The organism is Streptomyces sp. NBC_01477, assembly GCF_036227245.1.
Lineage (GTDB): Bacteria > Actinomycetota > Actinomycetes > Streptomycetales > Streptomycetaceae > Actinacidiphila.
In genome coordinates this window covers 453,755-476,640 of record NZ_CP109445.1, presented here as the reverse complement: position 1 = coordinate 476,640, position 22,886 = coordinate 453,755, and the positions used below count along the sequence as shown (strand labels likewise).

The following is a 22,886-nucleotide window of genomic DNA, read 5'->3' as shown; positions in this document are numbered from 1 at the left end:
TAGCTAAGATTAGCGATCGTGATGACGAGCGGGCTGCCCCTGGACCAGGTCCGTACGCTGCTCGCCGCCGTGGACGAGGGCACCTTCGAGGCGGCGGCGGAACGCCTCCATGTGACGCCCTCCGCGGTCAGCCAGCGAGTCAAGGCCCTGGAACAGCGCACCGGGCGGGTCCTGCTGCTGCGCTCCAAGCCGGTACGGCTGACCGCCTCCGGCGAGGTCGTCGTCCGCTTCGGGCGGCAATTGGCCCGGCTGGAGGAGGACGCGGCGGCCGAACTGGGCCTGACCGCCGCCGGGCCGACCACCCTGGCGGTCGCGGTCAACGCGGACTCGCTGGCCACCTGGTTCCTGCCCGCGCTCACCGAGACCGCGCGCACCCTCGACGTCTGCTTCGACCTGCACCGCGACGACCAGGACCACACCGCGCTGCTGCTGCGCCAGGGCCGGGTGATGGCCGCCGTCACCTCCTCGCCCGAGCCCGTGCAGGGCTGCTCCGTACGCCCGCTCGGCCTGATGACCTACCGCGCCTGCGCGACCCCCGCCTTCGCCGCCCGCCACCTCGCGCACGGCCCGCTGGCCGAACTGCTGCCCGCCGCGCCCATGGTGGTCTTCGACCGCAAGGACGACATCCAGGACGGCTTCCTGCGCGCCCTCGCCCCCGGCCGCCCCACCTCGGGCCAGCCCCGCCACTACGTGCCCTCGTCCGAGTCCTTCGTGGCCGCCGTCGCCGCCGGCCTCGGCTGGGGCATGCTCCCCGACATCCAGACCGGCCCGCACCGCGCCGGCGGCACCCTGGTCGACCTCGCCGAGGGGCACGCCATGGACGTGCCCCTCCACTGGCAGCAGTGGAAGCTCGACTCCCCGCCGCTGGCCGCCCTCGCCACCGCCGTCGCCCGTGCCGCCGCCGGGGCCCTGGCCCAGGGGCCGCCGCGGCGCCGGTGAGCCGCGGGCGGTCAGGGCCAGGTCATCGTGACGCTGCGCTCGAAATTCACGTAACCGGCGCGCTCGAAGGCGCGGGCCATCGGCACGTTGCCCAGGTCGGTGGCCGCCCGGATACGGGGGGCGTCGTGGGCGGCGAGGATCCGCGTGCCCTCGGCCAGCAGGTCGTCGACGCAGCCCTTGCCGCGGTGCGCGGGCAGGACGCCGATATAGGCGATGACCGGGTGGTAGCTGTTGCGGGCGGGGACGACGAAGCCGACGGGGTCGCCGCCCGGCAGCGTCGCGATCCGCCACCAGTCGCGCGGGCTGGTGTACAGCGCGAGTTCGCCCTCGTAGTGGGTGAGCGCCGCCTCGCGGGGCGTCATCGCGGCGAGGTCGGCGCGGCTGTGGGCGTCGAGCGTGCCGTCGAGCACCGCGGTCATCAGGCTGACGATCTCCTCGGCGTCCCGCACCCGCCGGAAGGCGAGCCGGCCGCCGGGCGCGGGGACCGGCGTGCCCGGGCGCCATTCCAGCCGCAGCCGCTCGACCAGGAGCCGGGCACCGGTCCGCTCCAGCACCGTCATGCGGTCCCCGACGGCCCGCGTGGCCGCGGGAAGGTCCCGCCAGTCGGCAGGGACGAAGCGGTTGTACTCCGGCGGCCGGGAGCCGGCCGGGACGACCTTCGCCGTGGCGGCGCGCACCAGGTGTTCGGCGACGTCCAGCAGGTCGGGGTCGGCGGCGCTGTCGTCCAGGTCGAGGACGTCGAGGAAGAGCGGGTCGCGCTCGCCCGTACGGCTCCACCAGGCGGCCCTGGCCAGCAGGCGGTCGCCGCGCAGGGCGACCCACATCCACTCGGGGCGCCGGCGGCCCTGGGCGAGGTCGTCGGCCAGTTCGTCGTTGAGGACGTAGTGCAGTCGCGAGAAGAGGCCGAGTTCTTCCGGCCCGGCGATCGGGCGCACGGTCAGGTCGTTCTTCACCAGGGTCAAGCTGTTCGCTCCGCGGGCAGGGGGGTCGGGTCGTGGTGCCCCGCGCACACGAGGCGCTGCGGGCGCTGCGGGCACTGCGGCAGTCAACACCGCGACCGTCCGTCGCGCGAGGCATTTGTGCGGCCGGGGGCCGTCGGCCGGCCCGTCCCGCGCCGCCGGGGGCGTACGCCCCGGCCGACCGTACCCGCGGGCCGGCTCCCACCGGGCCGGGGCCGACCCCGGCCCGTAGCGGGCCTATTCCCCCATCGCGCCCGGCGTCGTGAAGTCCGGGCTGGAAAACCCCGGACTTGAGAAGCCCGCCTCGTCGGGGACGAGGTCGTCGGTGTCCTCGGCCTCGTAGTCCGGGCCCTCGAAGGGCGGGACGACGTAGTCGGGCGGGGTGTAGTCGCCGATCGCGGAGTCGGGTCCGCTGAAGTCGGGACTGGAGAAGTCCGGGCTGGAGAAACCCGGTGAGAAGTCCGGCTCCTCGTGGTGCGAAGGCTCGTCGCTCATGCCGTCTCCTCCGTGCGGGACGCGCCGCGCGGAATGAATGCGGGGGCGCTGCCGTTGTGGTGCGTGCACAACCGATTATGACGAGTGCACGAAGAGAAAGGCGCCCCCATGAAAGTACGCAATTCGCTGCGGTCGTTGAAGAACCGTCCGGGCGCCCAGATCGTGCGCCGGCGCGGCAGGGTCTACGTGATCAACCGCAAGGACCCGCGTTCCAAGGCCCGCCAGGGCTGACCGGGCCGCAGACCGTGGCAGCGCCGCTCGGCCCTGACGCCCCGCGTCGGGGCCGCAGCGCGGCAGCCCCAACCGGTGCGACCCGCGGAATCCCACAGCTGCGGCGGCGCGCCGCGCCCTGGACCGCTGCCACGGCATCGCACCGGCATGTGGCGCCGGTGCGATGCCGGAAGGCCCCCTGACCGCCGCGGCCGCGCGCCGGGTGTTCGGCGCGCGACACCGCAGACGGGGGTCGGTGACGGATCACCGCGGCGCCCGGGCCGACGCGGATCACCCGGCTCCTGACCAGCCGTTGATCTTGCGCAGCCCACTATGCCGTGCCGAGGCGGCTGAGGTCCAGACCACCTGAAGTGAATATTGGGATTGCGCCCGCAGCTCCGGCCGCCCCCGGCTCCGGCCGCCCCCGGCCGCCCCCGGCTCCCGCCGGGGAAGCGGCCGTCACGTCCGCGGGGACGGGCCCCCGGCACCGATCAGCCGCAGCTGCGCCCGCGTCACCGCGGGCGGCCCGTCCTGCGGCACCGCCACCGAGCGCAGGCCCGCCAGCTGGATGTCCAACTGCCGCTGCCAGGCGTCCGGTACGACGGCCCCGCTGGTCTCGACGATGCCGCGCAGGCCCCAGATCAGTGCCATGATGTCGCCCAGCTCGACGCCGGGCGCGACCCGCCCCGACTTCTGCGCCTGGACCAGGAGTTCGGTGATCCGGTCGCGCAGCACCTCCACGCAGGCCGTCTTGGAGTGGCCGACGAGCTTGTCGGCGTAGCCGCGGTGCTTGCTCAGCGAGCGGCCGATGACCCGCAGGAAGGCTTCCAGGCCCGATCCGTCGGGCAGGGCGAGCGACCGCCTGGCCACCTCGGTGAGTTCGCTCAGCATCAGCCCGGCGATCTCGTCGACCAGCGCCTCCTTGTTGGGGAAGCGCCGGTAGACCGTGCCGACGCCGACACCGGCGCGCGAGGCGATCAGCTCCATGCTGGCGTCGGTGCCGAACTCGGAGAGCACCTCCCGCGCCGCGTCGATCACCAACTGGTGGTTGCGTACCGCGTCCCGCCGGAGCGGCCGGGCGGGCGGGTCCTGCTCGGCCGCCGCGGGCCCTGGTGCCGGCGCCGGTACCGCCGGGCGCGCGTGTCCAGTCATCGTCGCTCACTCACTCCCGCCCGATACCCGCCGCCCCCCGGCTCATTCCGGTTTGTCCCCTACGACGGTACCCCCGGGGATCAGCGCCAGCTCCGGGTGCTGCGGCTCGTCGGCGAAGTCGATCCGGCTGGTGCGCCGGCCGACCGGGATCAGCGTCGCCGCGATGGCCGCGACCACCATGGCGCCGCCCAGCATGGCGAAGCCGTTGGTGTAGCCGGACTCCTTCGGCAGGCCGTCCGCGGCAGGGCTCGCGGTGACGACGCTGGCCATCAGCGCGGCACCGATGGAGCCGCCGATGGTACGGATGTTGGCGTTCATGCCGCTGGCCACGCCGGTCTGCGCGGGCGGGACCGCGCTGACGATCAGGCTGGACATCGCGGCGAAGGTCAGTCCGAAGCCGGCGCCCATGATGGCGGTGGCCACGTACAACTCCCAGGTGCTGGTGTGGGCGAAGGCCAGCAGCGCCATCGACACGGCGCCGATCAGCGAGCCCATCAGCACGACCTTCTTGCCGCCGATGCGGTTGGCCAGGCCGTTCGCACCGAGGCCGACCATGAACATCGCCACCGACATCGGCAGCAGGATCAGCCCGGACTGGGTGATGCTCGCGCCGAAGCCGTAGCCGGTGGACTTCGGGGTCTGCACGAATTCCGGCAGGAAGGCGAAGACCGCGTACATTCCGACGCCGACCAGCAGCGCCACCAGGTTGTTGGTCCACACCGCGGGGCGGGCCATCATCTTCATGTCGATCAGCGGGGTCACCGACCGCAGCTCGACCAGCACCCAGCCCACCGCGAGCACCACGGCCGCGGCGATCAGGCCGAGCACCTTGCCCGAGCCCCAGCCCCACACCGGGGCCTGGCTGAGCGCGACGAGCAGGGCCACCAGCCAGGCGGACAGCAGCACCGCGGGCGCCCAGCTGATCCGGCCCGGCGTGCGCATCGGCGACTCGGGGACGAAGAAGTGGGCCGCCACTGCCGAGATCAGCGTGAGGATCATCGGCAGCCAGAACAGCCAGTGGTAGTCCAGCGCGTTGACGATCGGTCCCGCGAGCACGATGCCCAGGCCGCCGCCGACCGCGAGGATCGAGGCGATCATGCCGACCGCCCCGTTGAGCTTGTCGCGCGGGAATTCGTCGCGGATGATGCCGAACGCCAGTGGCAGGACGCCGCCGCCGATGCCCTGGATCGCCCGGGCGATGATCATCACCGTCACATTGGTCGCCAGGGCCGCGAGCAGCGACCCGGCGGCCAGGGCGACGAGCGTCGCGACGAAGACGCGCTCCTTGCCGATCATGTCGCCCACCCGGCCCATGATCGGCGTGAATATCGAGGCGGACAGCAGGTAGGCGGTCAGCACCCAGGTCACGGTGTTCTGGGTGGTGTGCAGGTCGGCCTGGATCGTCGGCAGTACCGGGGTGACCAGGGACTGGAGCAGCGCGTACGCGCTCACACCGGCCGCAAGGACCGCGAACGTGACCTGGTGGTGTGTGCGCCGGGCCTCGGACGCCATGGAACTCCTTCAGAAAGATGAAACGGAACGATCATTCCGGAACAGGATAAGGGATCAGGAATGATGATTCCGTTTCATGACGATGAGGGAAACCGCACACCCGACTCGGGAATTTTCCGGGCGCCCGCGCACACCGGACATGACCTGAGCCTTTGCGCCCGGTCCGGCGTGGCCCGCTCGTCGAGGCAGTGGGAGGGGTCCCGGCCGTCCGCGCTCCCCGCGACGCCCCGAACGGCCGCGGGCGGTCGGCCTATCCTGAGCGGGTGTTCTCACCCGAGGGACCCGCACTGCGCGAGCTGGCCGTCCAGGCGCTGTCCTCCGTCGACCGCGGCTACGACCTGCTCGCGCCGACGTTCGACCACACCCCATTCCGTACGCCCGACCGCTTCCTCGACGCGACCGCCGCCGCGCTCGCACCGCTCGGACCCTTCGACGCAGGGCTCGACCTGTGCTGCGGTACGGGCGCGGGGCTGCGGGCGCTCGCCCCGCTGTGCCGCAAGCGGCTGACCGGCGTGGACTTCAGCGCCGGGATGCTGGCGCGGGCGGCCGGGGACGTCGGGCCGGCCGCGGGGGGACCGGCGCCGCAGTGGGTGCGGGCCGACGCCCGCGCGCTGCCCTTCGACGCGGCCTTCGACCTGGCGGTGAGCTTCGGCGCCTTCGGGCACTTCCTGCCCGCCGAGCGCCCCGGGCTCTTCGCCCAGGTGCACCGGGCGCTGCGCCCCGGCGGGCTGTTCGCCTTCCCGGTCGGCGCGCCGCCGCCGGTCACCTCGCCCTGGTACTGGGCGATGGCCGGCTTCGACGGCGCCATGCGGGTGCGCAACGCGCTGTGGCGCCCACCCTTCGTGATGTACTACCGCACCTTTCCGCTCTCCGCGGTGCGCGAGGACCTGGCGGCGGCCGGCTTCGAGGTGGAGGTCACCGCGCTCGACGGCTTCGGCCGCCGCAAGGACGGCAGCCCGCGGGCCGCCCTGGTGCTGGCCCGCAGAAGCTGAGCGCGCCGGGCGGCACGGCCTTCACCTGGTGTCGACGGTGCGCCCGGTCACCCTGCCCGGCCGGATCCGTATCCACACCGCCCGGTCGCCGCCCGCCCACGGCTCGGCGGCGCGCGCGGCGAGCCGCTCGATCTGCGCGGGGTCCTCGATCCGGTCCGCGATGCCGGTGAGCAGGACGCTCCAGCCCCGGCTCAGGTGGTCGTCCACCCGGTCGACCTGGAAGGACACCGCCTCACCCGGGGCGGGCGCCGCCGCGTCCCCGGGGGAGGTCCGGTAGACGATCGCTCCATCGTCCACCGTGTAATTCACCGGAAGCACCGCGGGACCGGGCTGGACCGGCACGGCGACCCGGCCCACACCGTGGGTGCCGAGCTTGTCCCAGCATTCGGCCGCGGTCAGCTGCTCCAGCACCGGCCGGGGTCCCGGGCCGGGCTGACCCGGCGGCGGGGCGCCGCGGCCCTCCAGCAGTTCCTGGTAGGTCAGGTCGAGCGCGGCGGCGACCCGCAGCAGTCCGCCGGGGTCGAAACCGGGACCGGTGTCCAGCAGGTGCTGCAGATAGCGGGGTGACATGGCTGCGCGGGTCGACAGGGCGCTCTCGCTCAGGCCCAGCTGCGCGCGGCGCTCGGCGATGCGCCGCACGATCGGATCCCGGTCGGCCCGGTGTCCGTCGGTGCTCGTACGACCGGCCATTGGAGGACCCTCCCTCCGCCCGCGTCCGGGCAGGATGTCAGCCCGTACATCCAGGGTCCCGCAGGAGGCGCCCCGGCGCCACGCGGCGGCGCGGCTTTATCGGCCCGGGCAGTGCCTCGCGCACCGGCCGCCGGGCACTTCGCGGCCCGCCGGCCGTCGCGGGAACGGTCCGCGGAGGACATCCCGCGGACCGTCCGTGGTCACCCGGCCCCGGTCAGTGGCGGCCGTCCGACCGCTTGCGGTGCAGGGTGAACTTCTCGAAGACCGACAGCTCGCCGTGCGGCTTGTTCACGTTGTAGTAGGTGACGTGCATCCTGGTGGTGTCGCCGGGGAAGCGGCCCGGGTCCACCGTGAAGGCGGCGAAGCCGTACGGGTGCTCGATGTCGCGCACGCCCGTCCACACCGCCTGCTCCTTGACGTACGTCGCGGCCCGCTTGCCGCCCTCGGGGCGGGTGGCGGCCACGGCGGTGATCACCTTCGCGGTGCCGTCCTTGAAGAAGGACTGGTTGGTGGTGCCCGAGACACCGCCGCCGCCCAGCACCATGTGGACGGTGCCCAGGCCGGTGTCGATGTCGTCGGTCCTGGCCGACGCCGGGTTCGGGGTCAGCGTCTCGCTGCCGCTGACGACCCCGCGCACCGCGAGCGACCGCTCGTAGTTGTGCTCGTGGCCGCACACCACGAGGTCCACCTGGTAGCGGTCGAACAGCGGGCCGTAGACGGCGCGCAGCCCCAGGTCGGCGCCGTTGGCGTCGGAGGAGCTGATCATCACCTGGTGCATCGCCACGACGATCCAGTCGATGCCGGTGTCCCGCCGGGCCGCCTTCAGCTCCCGTTCCAGGAAGGCGCGCTGGCGTCCGCCGGAGTAGCCGTGCACATAGACGTCGCCGCCGTCCTGGAGCGCGATGTCGTCGTTCTGCAGCACGATCACCCGCACCGAGCCCGCGGTGAACGCGTACCACAGGCCCGCGAGTTCGTCGTCGGACTCGGTCGACGGCAGGTCGAAGTAGGTCTGGTACGCGCCCAGGCCGATCGGGCCGTTGCCCGACTCGATCTCGTGGTTGCCCGCGGCGGGCATCCACGGCCGGAAGCGCGCCGAGCGCGTGTTGTTGGTGAAGAAGTTGTTCCAGGTACGCACCCGGTCCACGTCCAGGTTGGCGTAGCACAGGTCGCCGTTGAGCAGGTGGAAGAGCGGCGCGACCTGCTCGATGCCGGTCACGATGTCCTTGGTGGCCGGGGTGGAGTTCGCGTCGAAGGCCGCCGTCCCGTCGCTGGCCCAGGTCACCTGCGGGGCTGACTGATCGCCGAAGCTGGTGAAGGTCACCGGCTGACGGCCGCGCGGCGCGGTGCGGAAGGTGCCGCTGTCCGGCGTGGCACCGTCGTGCGAGACCAGGTAGAGGTAGTCGGTGCCGGGGCGCAGCCCGCTGATCAGGGCGTGGTGGACGTACACCACCCGGCCCGACTTGCCGTCGGTGTACACCCGGGTCTGCGCCGACGCGCCCGAGCCGAGACCGTGGCCGAGCGTGCCGTACAGCACCCGGGGGCGCTTGACCGGCCCGTCGGTGAGCCAGGACACCACCATCTGCGTGGCCGGGTCCTTGCCGAAGGTCAGATGCAGGCCCTGTACGGGCGGGGCGCCGCTCGCGTCGGGGGTGGGGTGGAAGGCGGGCGCCCCGGCCGGCGCCGCCGCGGCGGGACCCGCGCTCAGCAGCGGCACGGCGACCGCGCCGACTCCCGCGGTGCCGAGCAGGCCGACCGCGGTGCGCCGGCTGAGGCGGTCTCCCGACGGCTCCGGTGTGTCCATCTGTGCGACCATCGTTGCTCCTTGGTGCATGGGCTGCGAATGCGTGAAGACTCGCGCCCCCCGGCGACGGCCGGTTGAACACCGCCTGTCCGGATCACGTCGGAAGACGGCGGGGCCGGCGACCGCCCGGACCGCCCCCCCGGCCCCGCGCTTCCGCATCTCCCCTACCGGGCATGGCTGTTCGTGATGCGTACCGCGGGCTGTCACTCCGGCGACACGGGCAGGTCGTCTGCGGTCGCTGCTGTGGGGATCGCCCTTCACGCCCCCGCACCCTCCCCTTGCGAAGAGGTACTCCGAGCCATGGCCGAACCCACCCGGCGGCGCTTCCTGCAGATCGCCGGCGCCACCGCGGGCTTCACCGCCCTGTCCAGCAGCATCAGCCGCGCCGCCGCGATCCCGGCAGGACGCCGCACCGGCACCATCAAGGACGTCGACCACATCGTCGTCCTGATGCAGGAGAACCGGTCGTTCGACCACTACTTCGGCTCGCTGCGCGGAGTGCGCGGCTTCGGCGACCCGCGACCGGTGCGGCTCGCGAACGGCAGACCGGTCTGGTATCAGCCGGACGGCAGCGGCAAGGACGTCCTTCCGTACCACCCGGACGCGAAGGACCTGGGCCTGCAGTTCATCGAGGGCCTGAACCACGAGTGGACCGGCAGCCACGCCGCCTTCAACGACGGCCGCTACGACCGCTGGATCCCCGCCAAGTCGGCGGGCACGATGGCGTATCTGACCCGGGACGACATCCCGTTCCACTACGCGCTCGCCGACGCCTTCACCATCTGCGACGCCTACCACTGCTCGTTCATCGGCGGCACCGACCCCAACCGCTACTACATGTGGTCGGGCTGGACGGGCAACGACGGCAAGGGCGCGGGCCCGGTCCTGGACAACTCCGAACTCGGCTACTCCTGGACCACCTACCCCGAGCGGCTGGAGAAGGCCGGCGTGTCCTGGAAGATCTACCAGGACATCGGCGACGGCCTGGACGCCGCCAACTCCTGGGGCTGGATCCCGGACGCCTACCGCGGCAACTACGGCGACAACTCGCTGCTGTACTTCGACAACTACCGCAACGCCCAGCCCGGCGACCCGCTCTACGACAAGGCCCGCACCGGCACCGACGCGAAGGCGGGCGACGGCCTCTTCGACGTCCTCAAGGCCGACGTCACGGCGGGCCGGCTGCCGCAGGTCTCATGGATCGCCGCACCCGAGGCCTTCTCCGAACACCCCAACTGGCCCGCCAACTACGGCGCCTGGTACATCTCGCAGGTCCTCGACGCGCTCACCTCCGACCCCGGGGTGTGGAGCAGGACCGCGCTGTTCATCACCTACGACGAGAACGACGGCTACTTCGACCACGTCGTGCCGCCGTTCGCACCGCCGGCCGAGCACCGCGGCGCCTCCACCGTCAGCACGGACCTGGAGGTCTTCGAGGGCAACGGCACCTACGCGGCCGGTCCCTACGGGCTGGGCCAGCGGGTGCCGATGACGGTGGTCTCCCCGTGGAGCACCGGCGGCTACGTCTGCTCCGAGGTCTTCGACCACACCTCGATCGTGCGCTTCATGGAACGCCGCTTCGGGGTGCGCGAGCCGAACATCTCGCCGTGGCGGCGGGCGGTCTGCGGCGACCTCACCTCCGCCTTCGACTTCGGCCTCACGCACGGCAGGCCGGCGCCGCTGCCCGACACCGACGCCTACCAGCCGCCCGACCGCGACCGGCACGACAGCTATGTGCCGGTGCCGCCCGCCCACCCCGCGCTGCCGGTGCAGGAGAAGGGCAGCCGCCCCACCCGCCCGCTGCCGTACGCCCCGCAGGTCGACGCGGCCGTGACACCCTCCAACAAACGCGTCACCCTCACCTTCGGCGGCGGGGTGGCCGCCGGCGTGTGCTTCCACGTGACCGCCGCGGGCCGCACCGACGGCCCGTGGACGTACACCGCCGAGGCCGGCAAGAAGCTCTCCGGCAGCTGGGACACCACCGCCCAGGGCGGCGCGTACGACCTGACGGCGTACGGCCCGGCCGGTTTCCTGCGCACCTTCAAGGGCTCCGCGGCCCACGCGGGACCCGAGGTGACCGCCCGCCACGACGCCGCCGCCGGGCGGATCGAGCTGACCTTCACCAACCCGGGCACCCAGGACGTCCGCCTCACCGTCCGCAACTCCTACGACGGCCACCGCACGGCGTACACCGTCCGCGCGGGCCGCCGCGAGACGCACGCCGTCGACCTCGGCCGCAGCAGGCGCTGGTACGACCTCGCCGTGACCGCCGACTACGACCCCGGCTATCTGCGGCGGCTGGCCGGGCACGTGGAGAACGGCAGGCCCGGGGTGAGCGACCCGGCCATCGCCACCGGCTGATCCGGCGCCGTCCCGGGCCCCGGGTGGCGCGGGCCCTACGTGCCGCGCCGCCCGAAGCGGGCCGGCGGTACCCCCATGTGCCGGGTGAAGTGCCGGCTCAGATGCGCCTGGTCGTAGAAGCCGACCGCGCCCGCCACGTCGACCGGCCGCTCCCCGGCCAGCAGCAGCGCGCGCGCCCGGTCGATCCGCCGCCCGGTCAGGTACGTGTGCGGCGGCAGCCCGTAGGCCCGGGTGAAGCAGCGGATCAGATGCGTCGGGTGGGCGTGCAGGATCGCCGTCGCCTCCTCCAGCGACAGGCCGGTCCGCACCCGGGAGTCCAGCAGTTCGCGCAGCCGTACCGCGAGACGGTGGTCGGCCCGGTCCCGCCGGGGCGGCCGGCGGGCGTCCAGATGCGTCAGCAGCCGCTCGCGGACGAAGGCCAGCCGCGACTCGGCCTCCAGCGCGTCCCCGTCGTGCCGCAGCGCCCCGTGCAGCAGGTGCACCCGGTCGTGCAGTGCCGCGTCGCCCAGGATCGGCCCGTCCACCGCGGGTCCCGCCAGCGCCTCGGGCAGCACCGACGTGCTGAGGTACAGCACCCGCTTGCGGAAGCCGAGCCCGCCGACCGAACGCCCGTCGTGCGGCACCCCCGGCGGCAGCAGCACCACGCGCCCGGCGTCCGTCGCGTCGTGCCGCCTGCGGTCCAGCGCGAAGTCCACGGCGCCGTCGTCCAGCAGCATCAGGTCCCAGGTGTCATGGGTGTGCACCGGATACGCGTGCTCGGCGAAGTGCGCGTGCAGCACCTCGGTGATCCCCGCCACGGCCGGCCGCCAGGCGTGGACCTCCGTCCCGGTACGCGATCGGCTCACAGCGGAACGGTAACAAGTCCCCAGCGGGGGCGGCGCCGGCCGTCGGGTAGCGTGCGAACGAAGCTGCCCTGGTCAGGGGCATGGACGAAGGGTGAGCATGGACGACGCGAACGAATTCCGGGACATCCCCCCGACCACCCTCGCCGATGTGCTGGGGCGCGGCCAGGTCATGGACGCCGGCGTACGGCCGCTGTGGGGGCCGGGGCCGCGGATCGCGGGACCTGCCTTCACCGTGGGCTGTCCGCCCGGTGACAACCTCATGCTGCACGCGGCGATATACCGGGCGGCGCCCGGCTCGGTGATCGTCATGGAGTCCGGCGGCGACGTGGACCACGCGGTGGCCGGCGGCAACGTGTGCGCGGTCGCGCACCGCCGGGGCATCGCCGGATTCGTCATCGACGGGGTGATCCGCGACCTCGGCGAGATCCGCGCGATGGGATTCCCGGTCTTCGCGCGGGGCATCGTCCCCTGTCCGGGAGAGAAGTCGGCGGTCGTGCCGCACGGCGGCCCGGTGCGCTGCGGGGGCGTCGAGGTCCACGCGGGCGACATCGTGGTCGCCGACGAGGAGGGCGTCGCCGTCGTCCCGGCCGCCCGGGCGGCGCAGGTGCTGGCCGACGCCCGGAAGAAGCTGGTGAAGGAGGCCGGCGAGAGCCTCGACGCCTGGGAGGCCGCGCACCGCGCCCGTATCGACCGCATCCTGGCCGACAACGGCTACCAGGACTGACCGGGTCTCACCCTGAAGGTGAGGGCGAGGGCGGTGGTGCCGATCGTTTCCTCCGCCCGTGCCACGCCGGCGGGGCGCCGTTCGGCCGCGGCTGCCGGGCGGCCCCGGAAGCGGTCGCCTGACGGCCGGCCGTAGCGCGCCGGGCCGTCGCGCGGGCAGCACGAGCCGTCCGCGGTACGTCTGCGGCGTCCATGGGCGTGGCCTCTCTGCGCTGCGTCCCCGGGCGCGGTTGGTAAGGCGGACCTGCCGTGGGTGCTGTCCACAAGACGCCGACCGCCTTGAGGCGGGGGCGGGTTGGGCCGCTCCGCCGGCCGGGGGCCGAGCGCCCGGGCCGAGTGGTCCCGTTCAGGGCATCGGCTGGCCGCGGTCGTCGTAGTCGGCCCGGGCCGCCGCGACCTCGTCGAGGTGGGCGCGCGACCACTCGACCAGGTGCTGGAAGAGCGGTGCCAGGCTCAGGCCCAGCTCGCTGATCTCGTACTCCACCCGCGGCGGCACCTCCGGGTGGTACGTGCGGACGACCAGGCCGTCGCGCTCCATCTGCCGCAGCCGCTGGGTCAGCACCTTCGGGGTGATGGTGCCGATCCGGCGCTCCAGCTCCACGAAGCGCTGCCGTCCGAACTCGTTGAGCAGCCACAGGATGGGCGTCGTCCAGCGGCTGAAGACCAGGTCGACCACCGGGCTGACCGGACAGGGCTCGGCGTGGACCTTCGCCGCCCTTTTGCCCGTGGGGCGGCCGAGAACGGGAGCGGTGTCGGCCATGGCGGCGCCTCCGGGGTAGTCACTATCCTCTGGGTACCTACTATATTCGCGTTGCCAGCTTCGCGGCATGACAACCGCCGCCGCTTCCCAGCGCAGCCGTTCCTCCCGCGCTCCGGTCACCGAACGACCGGGCCTGATCCTGGCCTTCCTCTGCGTGGTGCAGTCGATGGTCTGCCTCGACGTCACGATCGTGAACGTGGCGCTGCCCTCGATCCGGCGCAGCCTGGACATGGCCGACGGCGATCTGCGGTTCGTCGTCACCGCGTACGGCACCGTCCTCGGCGGTTTCCTGCTGCTCGGCGGGCGGCTCGCCGACTGTCGCCTCCGTCCTCGGCGTGCTCGGTGCATGCGGTCCCGGGATGCGGCCCCCACGGGCTGGGCGGGGGGAAGTCCCCGGGCGGCCCCGTCAGGGAAAGCTCGCTGTCAGGAGGACGTCCTGGAGGACCCGCGCGGCCCGGGGCGGCGCCACGTCACTGCGGTGCGCCAGGGCCACCGTCCTGCGCAGACCCGGCGGAGCCAACCGCGTCACCCGCAGATCGTGGCCCGCCCGGGTGGCAACCGTCATCGGCACCACCCCGATCCCGAGGCCCGCCCGGACAAAGCCGAGCACCGCGTCCATCTCACCGCCCTCGACGGTGAAGTACGGCTCGAAGCCCGCAGCCCTGCACGCCGCCAGCGTGAGGTCCCGCAGGTCGTAGCCGTGCCGGAACATCACCATCGGGCGTCCTTCGAGATCGGCGATCCGCAGCGGCGAGGCCGGCGCCTCGTCGGCGGCCGACGAGACCACCACCAGGTCCTCCTGGAAAAGCTCCACCGTGGTCAGCGCGGGCGAGGGACTCGGCAGCGGCAGCACGATCAGCGCCAGGTCGAGCGCCCCGCGCGCCAGGTGGCGTACCAGGTCGTGCGAGCCGCCCTCCTCGATGATCAGCCGGATGCCCGGGTGCCGGTCGTGGAAGGCGCGCAGCACATCGGGCAGCAGCCCGGTCGCCAGGCTCGGCGTCGCGCCGAGACGCACCCGGCCCCGGCGCAGCTGCGCCAGTTCGAGCACCTCGTGCCTGGCGGTGTCGGCGTCGGCCAGGATCCGCCGGGCCAGCGGCAGCAGCGCCTCGCCGGCGTCCGTGAGCGCGATATTGCCGCGCGCCCGGCTGAAGAGCGCCGCTCCCAGCTCCTTCTCCAGCGCCCTGATCTGCTGGGACAGCGACGGCTGCGAGACATGCACCGCCTCGGCGGCCCGGGTGAAATGCCGGGCGTCCGCGACGGCCACGAAGTACGCCAGCTGCTGGAACTGCATACCGCCAGCGTACCCCTCGATAGTCATCGCCTATCGAGTCCAGCCTGATCATGTCTTGGACCACTGGTCACCCCCGGCCGTAGCGTCGTGTTCATGGCATTGGCAACACGGCCGGACCGGCGGCCGTCGATGGTCCGCACGGTCTGGGGATCGACTGTCGGCAAGAAGACCGTCATGGCGGTGAGCGGCCTGGTGATGCTGCTCTACCTGGTCGTCCACATGTTCGGCAACCTGAAGATCTTCTTCGGCCCCGGCACCTTCAACGGCTACGCCCACTGGCTGCGCACCCTCGGCGAGCCGTTCCTGCACTACGAGTGGGCGCTGTGGATCATCAGGGTCGCCCTGGTCGCCGCGGTGGTGGCGCACGCGGTGTGCGCGTACCAGCTCAGCCGGCGGGACCTGCGCTCGCGGCCGGTCGGCTATGTCCGCACCCGGGCACGCAGCAGTTACGCGACCCGCACGATGCGCTGGGGCGGGGTGATCCTCGGCCTGTTCATCGTCTGGCACATCCTCGACCTGACCACCGGGACCGTCCAGTCGGGCTTCGAGCCCGGCCACCCGTACCAGAACGTGGTGGCCGCCTTCCACGACTGGTGGAACAACGTCATCTACATCGCGGCGATGCTCGCCCTCGGCCTGCACATCCGGCACGGCTTCTGGAGCGCCGCCCAGACCCTCGGCGCCGGCAGCGCCACCCGCGACCGGGTGCTGAAAGGCACCGCCGACGCCCTCGCCCTGGTGCTGACGGCCGGCTTCATCGCCGTCCCCGTCGGCGTCATGGCCGGACTCGTGAGCTGAGTGAGCTGAGTGAAGCTGACATGACCGACTACACCCGTTACACGGCCGGCGAACCGCTCGCCGACACCAAGGCGCCCGCCGGGCCGATCGAACAGTGCTGGGACACCCGCCGCTTCACCGCCGGGCTCGTCAACCCCGCCAACCGCCGCAAGCACACCGTGATCGTCGTCGGCACCGGCCTGGCCGGCGGCTCGGCCGGCGCCACCCTCGCCGAACAGGGCTACCACGTCGTGCAGTTCTGCTACCAGGACTCCCCGCGCCGGGCCCACTCCATCGCCGCCCAGGGCGGTATCAACGCCGCCAAGAACTACCGCAACGACGGCGACTCGATCCACCGGCTGTTCTACGACACCGTCAAGGGCGGGGACTTCCGCTCCCGGGAGTCCAACGTCCACCGCCTGGCGCAGATCTCGGTCGAGATCATCGACCAGTGCGTGGCGCAGGGCGTGCCCTTCGCCCGTGAGTACGGCGGCCTGCTCGACACCCGCTCCTTCGGCGGCGTCCAGGTCTCCCGCACCTTCTACGCCCGCGGCCAGACCGGACAGCAGCTGCTGCTCGGCGCGTACCAGGCGCTGTCCCGGCAGATCGCCGCCGGCAACGTCGAACTGCACGCCCGCACCGAGATGCTGGACCTGCTCGTCATCGACGGCCGCGCCCGCGGCATCGTCGCCCGCGACCTGGTCAGCGGTGAGATCTCGACCTACGTCGCGGACGCCGTCGTGCTCGCCTCCGGCGGCTACGGCAACGTCTTCCACCTGTCGACCAACGCCATGAATTCCAACGCGACCGCGATCTGGCGGGCCCACCGCCGCGGCGCGCACTTCGCCAACCCCTGCTTCACCCAGATCCACCCGACCTGCATCCCGCGCACCGGCGACCACCAGTCCAAGCTCACCTTGATGAGCGAGTCGCTGCGCAACGACGGCCGGATCTGGGTCCCCAAGGCCGCCGGCGACACCCGGCCCGCCGCCGGGATCCCCGAGGACGAGCGCGACTACTACCTGGAGCGCATCTACCCCGCCTTCGGCAATCTGGTGCCCCGCGACATCGCCTCCCGCGCGGCCAAGAACGTCTGCGACGAGGGCCGCGGTGTCGGTCCCGGCGGCCAGGGCGTCTACCTCGACTTCGCCGACGCCATCGCCCGGCTCGGCCGCAGGGCCGTCGAGGAGAAGTACGGCAACCTCTTCGAGATGTACGAGCGGATCACCGCGGAGAACCCGTACGAGGTCCCGATGCGGATCTACCCGGCCGTGCACTACACGATGGGCGGGCTGTGGGTGGACTACGACCTGCAGACCACGATCCCGGGCCTGTTCGCGATCGGCGAGGCCAACTTCTCCGACCACGGCGCCAACCGGCTCGGCGCCTCCGCCCTCATGCAGGGCCTGGCCGACGGCTACTTCGTGCTGCCCGCCACCGTCAACGACTACCTCGCCCGGCACCCGGGCCAGGACACCCCCGGGCCAGGACACCCGGCGGTTGCCGCCGCCCTGGCCGAGACCACGGAGCGGCTGCACCGCCTGGTCACCGTGGACGGCGACCGCAGCGCCGACTCCTTCCACCGCGAGATCGGCGAGCTGATGTGGGAGTTCTGCGGCATGTCCCGCAACGCGGACGGCCTGCGCAAGGCGCTCGACCGCATCCCGCAGATCCGCGAGGAATTCTGGCGCCGCATCAAGGTCCCCGGTACCGAGGGCGAGTTCAACCAGTCGCTGGAGCGCGCCAACCGCGTCGTGGACTACCTCGAACTCGCCGAGCTGATGTGCCTGGACGCCCTGCACCGCGCCGAGTCCTGCGGCGGCCACTTCCGCGAGGAGTCGCAGACCCCGGACGGCGAGGCCGCCCGCAGGGACGAGGACTTCTCCTACGTCGCCGCGTGGGAATTCACCGGCACCGGCCACGCCCCCGTGCTGCACCGCGAAGACCTCGCCTTCGCCTACGTCCACCCCACCCAGCGGAGCTACGCATGAAGCTCACCCTGCGCATCTGGCGCCAGCACGACTCCGAAGCGCCCGGCGCGATGGCCAGTTACGACCTGGACGGCATCTCGCCCGACATGTCGTTCCTGGAAATGCTCGACACCCTCAACGAACGCCTCACCGTCGAGGGCGAGGACCCGGTCGCCTTCGACCACGACTGCCGGGAGGGCATCTGCGGGGCGTGCAGCCTGGTCATCAACGGCGAGGCGCACGGCCCCGAGCGCACCACCAGCTGCCAGCTGCACATGCGGTCCTTCCGCGACGGCGACACCATCGACGTCGAGCCGTGGCGGGCCGCCGCCTTCCCCGTGGTGCGCGACCTGGTCGTCGACCGCGCCGCCTTCGACCGGATCATCCAGTCCGGCGGCTACGTCAGCGTCCCCACCGGCTCCGCGCCCGAGGCGCACGCCACCCCCGTGCCCAAGGCCGCCGCCGACAGCGCCTTCGAGCACGCCGAGTGCATCGGCTGCGGTGCCTGCGTGGCCGCCTGCCCCAACGGCTCCGCGATGCTCTTCACCTCGGCGAAGGTCAACCACCTCAATGTGCTGCCGCAGGGCGCGCCGGAGCGCGAGACCCGGGTGCTCGACATGGTCGCGCAGATGGACGCCGAGGGTTTCGGCGGCTGCACCCTGACCGGCGAGTGCGCGACCGCGTGCCCCAAGGGCATCCCGCTCACCTCGATCAGCGCGATGAACAAGGAGTGGCTGCGCGCCGCGCGGAAGGTCCCCAGGGGCTGAGCCGCCACGAAATACGGTTGCCGCCCGCGGCGCCGCTCTGCTGTAGTCGATGAGCCGACCGCTGCCGACCGAGGAGCAATGATCATGCGCGGTTCCGTCATGCCCGCTCAGACAGGAATTTCCCCCTATCTTGAGGACATGACCGGCTGTGCCTTCGCTCAACCTCGGCATTCTCGCGCACATCGACGCAGGTAAGACCAGCCTCACCGAACGGCTGCTGTACTCCGCAGGAGTGATCGACACGATCGGCAGCGTCGACCGGGGCAGCACGCAGACCGACTCCCTCGCGCTGGAGAAGCAGCGCGGCATCACCATCAAGTCCGCCGTGGTGTCCTTCACCCTCGGCGGCACCACCGTCAACCTCATCGACACCCCGGGCCACCCCGACTTCATCGCCGAGGTCGAGCGGGTGCTCGGCGTGCTCGACGGCGCGGTGCTCGTGGTCTCCGCTGTCGAGGGCGTCCAGCCGCAGACCGCCGTCCTGATGCGGACGCTGCGCCGGCTGCGTATCCCGACGCTGGTCTTCGTCAACAAGATCGACCGCCGCGGCGCCGACCTGGACCGCACGCTGGCCGCCGTCGCGGCGCGGCTCACCCCCGACATCGCGCCGCTGGCCGCCGCGTCGGCGCAGGGCACCCGGGCCGCCGCCGCGCTGCCGTACACCGCGGCCGACCCCGGCTTCACCGCCCGGCTCACCGAACTGCTGGCCGGCCACGACGACGACCTGCTCGCCGCGTGGGTGCGGGGCGGTACCGCCGCTCTGCCGTACCCGCGGCTGCGCCGGGCGCTGGCCGCGCAGACCGGGCAGGCGCTGGTGCACCCCGTGTACGCCGGGTCGGCCGTCACGGGCGCGGGGATCGACGCGCTGGTCGCCGGGATCGCGGAACTGCTGCCGTGCTCCGGCGGCGACCCCGAAGGGCCGCTGTCCGGCAGCGTGTTCAAGATGGAGCGCGGCCCCGCGGGCGAGCGGATCGCCTATCTGCGGCTGGCCTCGGGCACCCTGCACGTCCGCGACCGCCCGCCGGTGCACCGCGACGGCGCCGCCGCGGGGGAGGGCCGGGTCACCGCGATCAGCGTCTTCGACCACGGAACGGACTCACCCGCGCCGTCGGCCGCGGCCGGCCGGATCGCCCGGGTGTGGGGCCTGGGCGACGTACGCATCGGCGACACGGTCGGCGAGCCGGCCGCCGCGCCCGGGGCGGCGCGGCACTTCCCGCCGCCGAGCCTGGAGACCGTGGTGTCCCCCCGCGGCGCCGCCGACCGCGCCGCCCTGCACTCCGCGCTCGGGCAGCTGGCCGAGCAGGACCCGCTGATCAACCTGCGGCGCGACGAGGACCGCGGCGAGATCGCGGTCTCCCTCTACGGCGAGGTGCAGAAGGAGGTCATCCAGGCCACCCTGGCCGACGACTACGGCGTGGACGTCGTCTTCCAGGAGACGACCACCATCCACATCGAGCGGGTGGCCGGCAGCGGAGCCGCCGTCGAGTTCAACAAGAAGGACGCCAACCCCTTCCTGGCCACCGTGGGACTGCGGATCGACCCGGCGCCGCCCGGCAGCGGCGTCGCCTTCCGCCGCGAGGTCGAACTCGGGTCGCTGCCCTACGCGTTCTTCGCCGCCGTCGAGGAGACGGTGCTGTCCACGCTGGCCCAGGGCCTGCACGGCTGGCAGGTCACCGACTGCACGGTCACCATGACGCACTCGGGCTACAGCGCCCGGCAGAGCCACGCGCACGCCGTCTTCGACAAGAGCATGTCGAGCACCTCGGGCGACTTCCGCAATGTCACCCCGCTGGTGCTGATGGCCGCCCTGCGGCAGGCGGGCACCGCGGTGCACGAGCCGATGCACCACTTCCGCATCGAACTGCCGGCCGACGCGCTCGGCGCGGTGCTGCCCGTGCTGTCCAGGCTGCGCGCGGTGCCGCGCGCCCCGGCGCCCGGCGGGGCCGGCGGCTATCTGCTGGAGGGCGGCATCCCGGCCGCCCATGTGCACGACCTGGAGCAGCAGCTGCCCACCCTGACCCGGGGCGAGGGCGCCCTCGACACGGTCTTCGACCACTACGCGCCGGTCCACGGCGAGATCCCGGTACGCCCCCGCAGCGGCCCCGACCCGCTGGACCGCAAGGAGTACCTGCTCCAGGTGCAGCGCCGGCTGGGAATCACGCCGCGCGGCGCCACGGCGGGCCGTGCTTGACGCTGCCAGGACGATCTGCCTACGGTCGAAAAGGCCGTCCACCCACGTACGGAGAAGCCATGGAACGCACCGTGAAGACACCGGGCCCCGACCACCCCATCACCGTCGAGCCCAACCCCTCCCGGGTCGTCGTGCGGGCCGGCGGCCGGGTGGTCGCCGACACCACGCGGGCGCTGACCCTGCGTGAGTCGTCCTATCCTGCGGTGCAGTACATCCCGCTGGACGACGTCGAGCCGACCGCCCTGGAGCCCACCGACAGCCGCACGTACTGCCCGTACAAGGGTGACGCCTCGTACTACTCGCTGATCACCGCGGACGGCACGGTCGCCGACGCGGTATGGACGTACGACAAGCCCTACGACGCCGTCAGCCCGATCGCCGGCCACGTCGCCTTCTACCCCAAGCACGTGGAACTGTCCGAGGCCTGACCGTCCCGTCCACCGTCCACCGTCCACCGTCCACCGTCCACCGCCCGCCGAGCCGCCGCGCATCCGCGCATACCGTCCCGCCTCCGCCACTGGCCGCGCTAGCCTGCGACCGGGCGCTCACGGAGCGTCGGGGGAGGGGCAGGGGGGACGCGGATGCTGTCGGGATCGGATTGGACGACGCTCGCCGTGGCGGTCGCCGGAGTCGGCGGCACCATGGGCGCGACCGTGGTCGCCCAGCGCGCCCGCCGGGCGGAGGTCGCCGAGCAGAACCGGCACGCGGCGCTGGAGCGGCAGCAGGACCGGGAGGACCGGGCGGTCCAGAGCAAGCGCGAGCTCTATTCCGCTCTCAACGCGACCACCCGTGCCTACCGCACGGCGGGCAGAGACATCGTGCTCGCCTTCAGACGCGGGGAGACAGCGGACGCGGGCGCCTTCGACGCCGCACGCCAGGCGTACTACGACCAGTACGCGCAGGCGCAGATGGTCCTCGGCGCAACGGCCCTTGACGTGGCCGGCGAGGTCAACCAGTGCCTGGGCGCGGGCTACCACCTGATCCGGTACCTGTCGCTGGACGTCTCAGGAACGGGGCCTCTCGCACGTACGGACGCGCGGCTCGTCCAGGCGAAGCAGTGGTTCGCGGGGCCGCTCTCCGACGCGGTCCACCTGCTCCGGGAGGCGCTGCGGGCCGAACTGGGCGTGGACGGTGCGCTGTCCGTCGAGCAGCTTCGGGCCAGGGCGCTGGCGCTGGCCCGGGCCCGGGAGGCCCTCCAGCAGGAACGGCGGCGGCTCAGGCCGCAGCAGGGCTGACCGGCGCCGCTCCCGAGCGCCGGTCCCGGACGCGACCGCCTGGCGCGACGCGCCGTGGAGCGGAACCCCGTCCGAGGCGGAGTGACCGGGGGCGGCCGTTCGAGAGGCGGTCCCCGGTCAGGTGGCGGGGGGCCGGGCGGTGCCGGGCGCCGGGCCGGTGGAGCCGCGCAGGACCAGTTGGGTGGCCAGCTCGACGTGCAGCGCGTCCACGGTGTGCCGGTCCAGCAGCCGCATCAGCAGCGAGACCGCCATCCGCCCCATCTCCTCCAGCGGCTGGCGGACGGTGGTCAGCCGGGGCACGGTGCTGCGGCTCAGGTCGATGTCGTCGAAGCCGGTGATCGACAGGTCCTCCGGCACCCGCAGGTCCCGCTCGTACGCGGCGCGCAGCGCGCCGACCGCGGCCTTGTCGTTGAAGGCCACCAGCGCGGTGGGGCGCTGCGGCAGGTCGAGCAGCTCGCAGGCCGCGTCGTAGCCCCAGTCGGCGGTCGGCTCGATGCTGCGCAGCAGCTCGGGGGAGGGCAGCACGCCCGCGTCGGCGAGCGCGGAGGTGTGGCCGGCCAGCCGGGACCGGCTGGCGAGCCAGTCGCCGGGGCCGCCGATCACCCCGATCCGCCGGTGGCCGAGGCCCACCAGGTGGGCGCTGACCGTGCGCGCGGCGGTGAGATTGGCGGCGGAGACCGAGGCGATGTCCTGCGGCAGCGGGGTGCGCGGGTCGACCACCACGAAAGGGAAGTCGGCGGCGCGCAAGGCCTCCAGGTCCCGCTCCGGTTCCGGCGGCACGATGAGGATCGCGCCCGCGATCGCCGGGTCGCCCGGCAGGTCGCCGAGCACCTGCAGCTCACGGGCCGCGTCGCCGGCGCTCAGCACCAGGCGCCTGCCGTACAGGTCGAGCGTCTCGGCGATCGAGGAGACGATCACCCCGAAGTAGTCGGTGAGCACGTACGGGCAGCGCACGTAGATCGCGCCGCTCGCCGTACCGCGTCTGGCCGGTGCGGGGGCGCCCAGCCGGGCCACCGCCCGGCGCACCAGCTCGCGCGTGTCGGGGGCGACGTTCGCCTGACCGTTCATCACCCGCGAGACGGTGGCGATCGATACGCCGGCCTCCGCCGCGATGGCCCGGACCGTGGCCCTGGAGCCCGGCTGCCTAGCCATGCGTTACACCGCACTGTTTCATGCGCACAGCCTAGCGCCGGACCTGCGTGTGTTGACATGGCCG

At 72.9% G+C, this 22,886-nt stretch carries 21 protein-coding genes; 11 read left to right on the top strand and 10 right to left on the bottom strand.

The genetic code is table 11. The features are described from left to right. Nucleotides 1–21: 21 nt before the first annotated feature. Nucleotides 22–939: a LysR family transcriptional regulator ArgP gene (locus OHA86_RS01930; protein WP_329182169.1), complete on the top strand. Its 918-nt coding sequence runs from the start codon at nucleotides 22–24 to the stop codon at nucleotides 937–939. Nucleotides 940–950: 11 nt separating this feature from the next. Here OHA86_RS01930 and OHA86_RS01925 read toward each other — a convergent pair whose 3' ends face one another. Both OHA86_RS01925 and OHA86_RS01920 read right to left on the bottom strand, forming a co-directional pair. Continuing rightward, nucleotides 951–1,901: a GNAT family N-acetyltransferase gene (locus OHA86_RS01925; protein ID WP_329171855.1), complete on the bottom strand. Its 951-nt coding sequence runs from the start codon at nucleotides 1,899–1,901 to the stop codon at nucleotides 951–953. A 234-nt stretch (nucleotides 1,902–2,135) separates the two neighbouring features. Next, nucleotides 2,136–2,393, bottom strand: coding sequence for a hypothetical protein (locus OHA86_RS01920; RefSeq protein ID WP_329171853.1), 258 nt, complete (start codon nucleotides 2,391–2,393; stop codon nucleotides 2,136–2,138). 108 nt (nucleotides 2,394–2,501) lie between these two features. Between OHA86_RS01920 and ykgO the strand changes: the two genes are divergently transcribed. Then, nucleotides 2,502–2,624: a type B 50S ribosomal protein L36 gene (gene ykgO, locus OHA86_RS01915; protein WP_329171852.1), complete on the top strand. Its 123-nt coding sequence runs from the start codon at nucleotides 2,502–2,504 to the stop codon at nucleotides 2,622–2,624. 438 nt (nucleotides 2,625–3,062) lie between these two features. Here the strand turns inward: ykgO and OHA86_RS01910 are convergent, their stop codons facing one another. Then, on the bottom strand, nucleotides 3,063–3,755 hold the full coding sequence (locus OHA86_RS01910) for a TetR/AcrR family transcriptional regulator (protein ID WP_329171851.1): 693 nt from the start codon (nucleotides 3,753–3,755) through the stop codon (nucleotides 3,063–3,065). Nucleotides 3,756–3,797: 42 nt separating this feature from the next. Continuing rightward, nucleotides 3,798–5,267, bottom strand: coding sequence for an MFS transporter (locus OHA86_RS01905; RefSeq protein ID WP_329171849.1), 1,470 nt, complete (start codon nucleotides 5,265–5,267; stop codon nucleotides 3,798–3,800). Between the two features lie 263 nt (nucleotides 5,268–5,530). On the opposite strand from OHA86_RS01905, the gene OHA86_RS01900 reads away from it, so the two are divergent. Continuing rightward, nucleotides 5,531–6,259, top strand: a complete 729-nt coding sequence (locus tag OHA86_RS01900) for a class I SAM-dependent methyltransferase (RefSeq protein WP_329171847.1) — start codon at nucleotides 5,531–5,533, stop codon at nucleotides 6,257–6,259. 21 nt (nucleotides 6,260–6,280) lie between these two features. On the opposite strand, the gene OHA86_RS01895 is transcribed toward OHA86_RS01900, so the two are convergent. Together OHA86_RS01895 and OHA86_RS01890 are read right to left on the bottom strand one after the other, a co-directional pair. Then, on the bottom strand, nucleotides 6,281–6,949 hold the full coding sequence (locus OHA86_RS01895) for a pyridoxamine 5'-phosphate oxidase family protein (protein ID WP_329171845.1): 669 nt from the start codon (nucleotides 6,947–6,949) through the stop codon (nucleotides 6,281–6,283). Between the two features lie 214 nt (nucleotides 6,950–7,163). Continuing rightward, entirely contained in the window at nucleotides 7,164–8,762 is a 1,599-nt protein-coding gene (locus OHA86_RS01890; RefSeq protein WP_329171843.1) for a purple acid phosphatase family protein, read from the bottom strand. Nucleotides 8,763–9,050: 288 nt separating this feature from the next. Between OHA86_RS01890 and OHA86_RS01885 the strand changes: the two genes are divergently transcribed. Beyond that, the gene (locus OHA86_RS01885) at nucleotides 9,051–11,111 is read left to right on the top strand and encodes a phosphocholine-specific phospholipase C (RefSeq protein WP_329171841.1); all 2,061 of its coding nucleotides are present in this window, start codon (nucleotides 9,051–9,053) and stop codon (nucleotides 11,109–11,111) included. 35 nt (nucleotides 11,112–11,146) lie between these two features. Here the strand turns inward: OHA86_RS01885 and OHA86_RS01880 are convergent, their stop codons facing one another. Further along, entirely contained in the window at nucleotides 11,147–11,956 is an 810-nt protein-coding gene (locus OHA86_RS01880; protein ID WP_329171840.1) for a helix-turn-helix domain-containing protein, read from the bottom strand. Between the two features lie 97 nt (nucleotides 11,957–12,053). On the opposite strand from OHA86_RS01880, the gene OHA86_RS01875 reads away from it, so the two are divergent. Continuing rightward, complete coding sequence (locus OHA86_RS01875; protein WP_329171839.1) at nucleotides 12,054–12,680, top strand: RraA family protein; 627 nt, start codon at nucleotides 12,054–12,056, stop codon at nucleotides 12,678–12,680. 345 nt (nucleotides 12,681–13,025) lie between these two features. On the opposite strand, the gene OHA86_RS01870 is transcribed toward OHA86_RS01875, so the two are convergent. Together OHA86_RS01870 and OHA86_RS01865 are read right to left on the bottom strand one after the other, a co-directional pair. Beyond that, nucleotides 13,026–13,439 (bottom strand): winged helix-turn-helix transcriptional regulator, encoded by a 414-nt coding sequence (locus OHA86_RS01870; RefSeq protein WP_329182167.1) that lies wholly within the window; start codon nucleotides 13,437–13,439, stop codon nucleotides 13,026–13,028. Nucleotides 13,440–13,845: 406 nt separating this feature from the next. Continuing rightward, nucleotides 13,846–14,730, bottom strand: coding sequence for a LysR family transcriptional regulator (locus OHA86_RS01865; protein ID WP_329171837.1), 885 nt, complete (start codon nucleotides 14,728–14,730; stop codon nucleotides 13,846–13,848). A gap of 93 nt (nucleotides 14,731–14,823) precedes the next feature. On the opposite strand from OHA86_RS01865, the gene OHA86_RS01860 reads away from it, so the two are divergent. From OHA86_RS01860 to OHA86_RS01835, 6 genes are all read left to right on the top strand, one after another. Continuing rightward, the gene (locus OHA86_RS01860; RefSeq protein ID WP_329171835.1) at nucleotides 14,824–15,528 is read left to right on the top strand and encodes a succinate dehydrogenase cytochrome b subunit; all 705 of its coding nucleotides are present in this window, start codon (nucleotides 14,824–14,826) and stop codon (nucleotides 15,526–15,528) included. A gap of 20 nt (nucleotides 15,529–15,548) precedes the next feature. Next, nucleotides 15,549–17,498 (top strand): fumarate reductase/succinate dehydrogenase flavoprotein subunit, encoded by a 1,950-nt coding sequence (locus tag OHA86_RS01855; RefSeq protein WP_329171833.1) that lies wholly within the window; start codon nucleotides 15,549–15,551, stop codon nucleotides 17,496–17,498. Next, nucleotides 17,495–18,244 carry a succinate dehydrogenase/fumarate reductase iron-sulfur subunit gene (locus OHA86_RS01850; RefSeq protein WP_329171831.1) on the top strand — a complete coding sequence of 250 codons (750 nt, stop codon included), beginning with the start codon at nucleotides 17,495–17,497 and terminating at the stop codon, nucleotides 18,242–18,244. The genes OHA86_RS01855 and OHA86_RS01850 overlap by 4 nt, the downstream gene beginning before the upstream one ends. Nucleotides 18,245–18,392: 148 nt before the next feature. Then, nucleotides 18,393–20,435: a translation factor GTPase family protein gene (locus OHA86_RS01845; RefSeq protein ID WP_329171829.1), complete on the top strand. Its 2,043-nt coding sequence runs from the start codon at nucleotides 18,393–18,395 to the stop codon at nucleotides 20,433–20,435. Nucleotides 20,436–20,494: 59 nt separating this feature from the next. Next, complete coding sequence (locus tag OHA86_RS01840; RefSeq protein ID WP_329171827.1) at nucleotides 20,495–20,863, top strand: DUF427 domain-containing protein; 369 nt, start codon at nucleotides 20,495–20,497, stop codon at nucleotides 20,861–20,863. Nucleotides 20,864–21,016: 153 nt separating this feature from the next. Then, nucleotides 21,017–21,670 carry a hypothetical protein gene (locus tag OHA86_RS01835; protein WP_329171826.1) on the top strand — a complete coding sequence of 218 codons (654 nt, stop codon included), beginning with the start codon at nucleotides 21,017–21,019 and terminating at the stop codon, nucleotides 21,668–21,670. A 117-nt stretch (nucleotides 21,671–21,787) separates the two neighbouring features. Here OHA86_RS01835 and OHA86_RS01830 read toward each other — a convergent pair whose 3' ends face one another. Beyond that, entirely contained in the window at nucleotides 21,788–22,822 is a 1,035-nt protein-coding gene (locus tag OHA86_RS01830; RefSeq protein ID WP_329171824.1) for a LacI family DNA-binding transcriptional regulator, read from the bottom strand. Nucleotides 22,823–22,886 lie beyond the last annotated feature (64 nt).

Excerpts from the sequence above, each read along its gene's own strand:
- OHA86_RS01835 (WP_329171826.1), top strand. The coding sequence starts at position 21,017 with ATGCTGTCGGGATCGGATTGGACGACGCTCGCCGTGGCGGTCGCCGGA.
- OHA86_RS01885 (WP_329171841.1), top strand. The coding sequence starts at position 9,051 with ATGGCCGAACCCACCCGGCGGCGCTTCCTGCAGATCGCCGGCGCCACC.
- OHA86_RS01840 (WP_329171827.1), top strand. The coding sequence starts at position 20,495 with ATGGAACGCACCGTGAAGACACCGGGCCCCGACCACCCCATCACCGTC.
- OHA86_RS01920 (WP_329171853.1), bottom strand. The coding sequence starts at position 2,393 with ATGAGCGACGAGCCTTCGCACCACGAGGAGCCGGACTTCTCACCGGGT.
- OHA86_RS01905 (WP_329171849.1), bottom strand. The coding sequence starts at position 5,267 with ATGGCGTCCGAGGCCCGGCGCACACACCACCAGGTCACGTTCGCGGTC.
- OHA86_RS01870 (WP_329182167.1), bottom strand. The coding sequence starts at position 13,439 with ATGGCCGACACCGCTCCCGTTCTCGGCCGCCCCACGGGCAAAAGGGCG.
- OHA86_RS01850 (WP_329171831.1), top strand. The coding sequence starts at position 17,495 with ATGAAGCTCACCCTGCGCATCTGGCGCCAGCACGACTCCGAAGCGCCC.
- OHA86_RS01860 (WP_329171835.1), top strand. The coding sequence starts at position 14,824 with ATGGCATTGGCAACACGGCCGGACCGGCGGCCGTCGATGGTCCGCACG.
- OHA86_RS01865 (WP_329171837.1), bottom strand. The coding sequence starts at position 14,730 with ATGCAGTTCCAGCAGCTGGCGTACTTCGTGGCCGTCGCGGACGCCCGG.
- ykgO (WP_329171852.1), top strand. The coding sequence starts at position 2,502 with ATGAAAGTACGCAATTCGCTGCGGTCGTTGAAGAACCGTCCGGGCGCC.
- OHA86_RS01910 (WP_329171851.1), bottom strand. The coding sequence starts at position 3,755 with ATGACTGGACACGCGCGCCCGGCGGTACCGGCGCCGGCACCAGGGCCC.
- OHA86_RS01930 (WP_329182169.1), top strand. The coding sequence starts at position 22 with ATGACGAGCGGGCTGCCCCTGGACCAGGTCCGTACGCTGCTCGCCGCC.
- OHA86_RS01895 (WP_329171845.1), bottom strand. The coding sequence starts at position 6,949 with ATGGCCGGTCGTACGAGCACCGACGGACACCGGGCCGACCGGGATCCG.
- OHA86_RS01855 (WP_329171833.1), top strand. The coding sequence starts at position 15,549 with ATGACCGACTACACCCGTTACACGGCCGGCGAACCGCTCGCCGACACC.
- OHA86_RS01890 (WP_329171843.1), bottom strand. The coding sequence starts at position 8,762 with ATGGTCGCACAGATGGACACACCGGAGCCGTCGGGAGACCGCCTCAGC.
- OHA86_RS01875 (WP_329171839.1), top strand. The coding sequence starts at position 12,054 with ATGGACGACGCGAACGAATTCCGGGACATCCCCCCGACCACCCTCGCC.
- OHA86_RS01830 (WP_329171824.1), bottom strand. The coding sequence starts at position 22,822 with ATGGCTAGGCAGCCGGGCTCCAGGGCCACGGTCCGGGCCATCGCGGCG.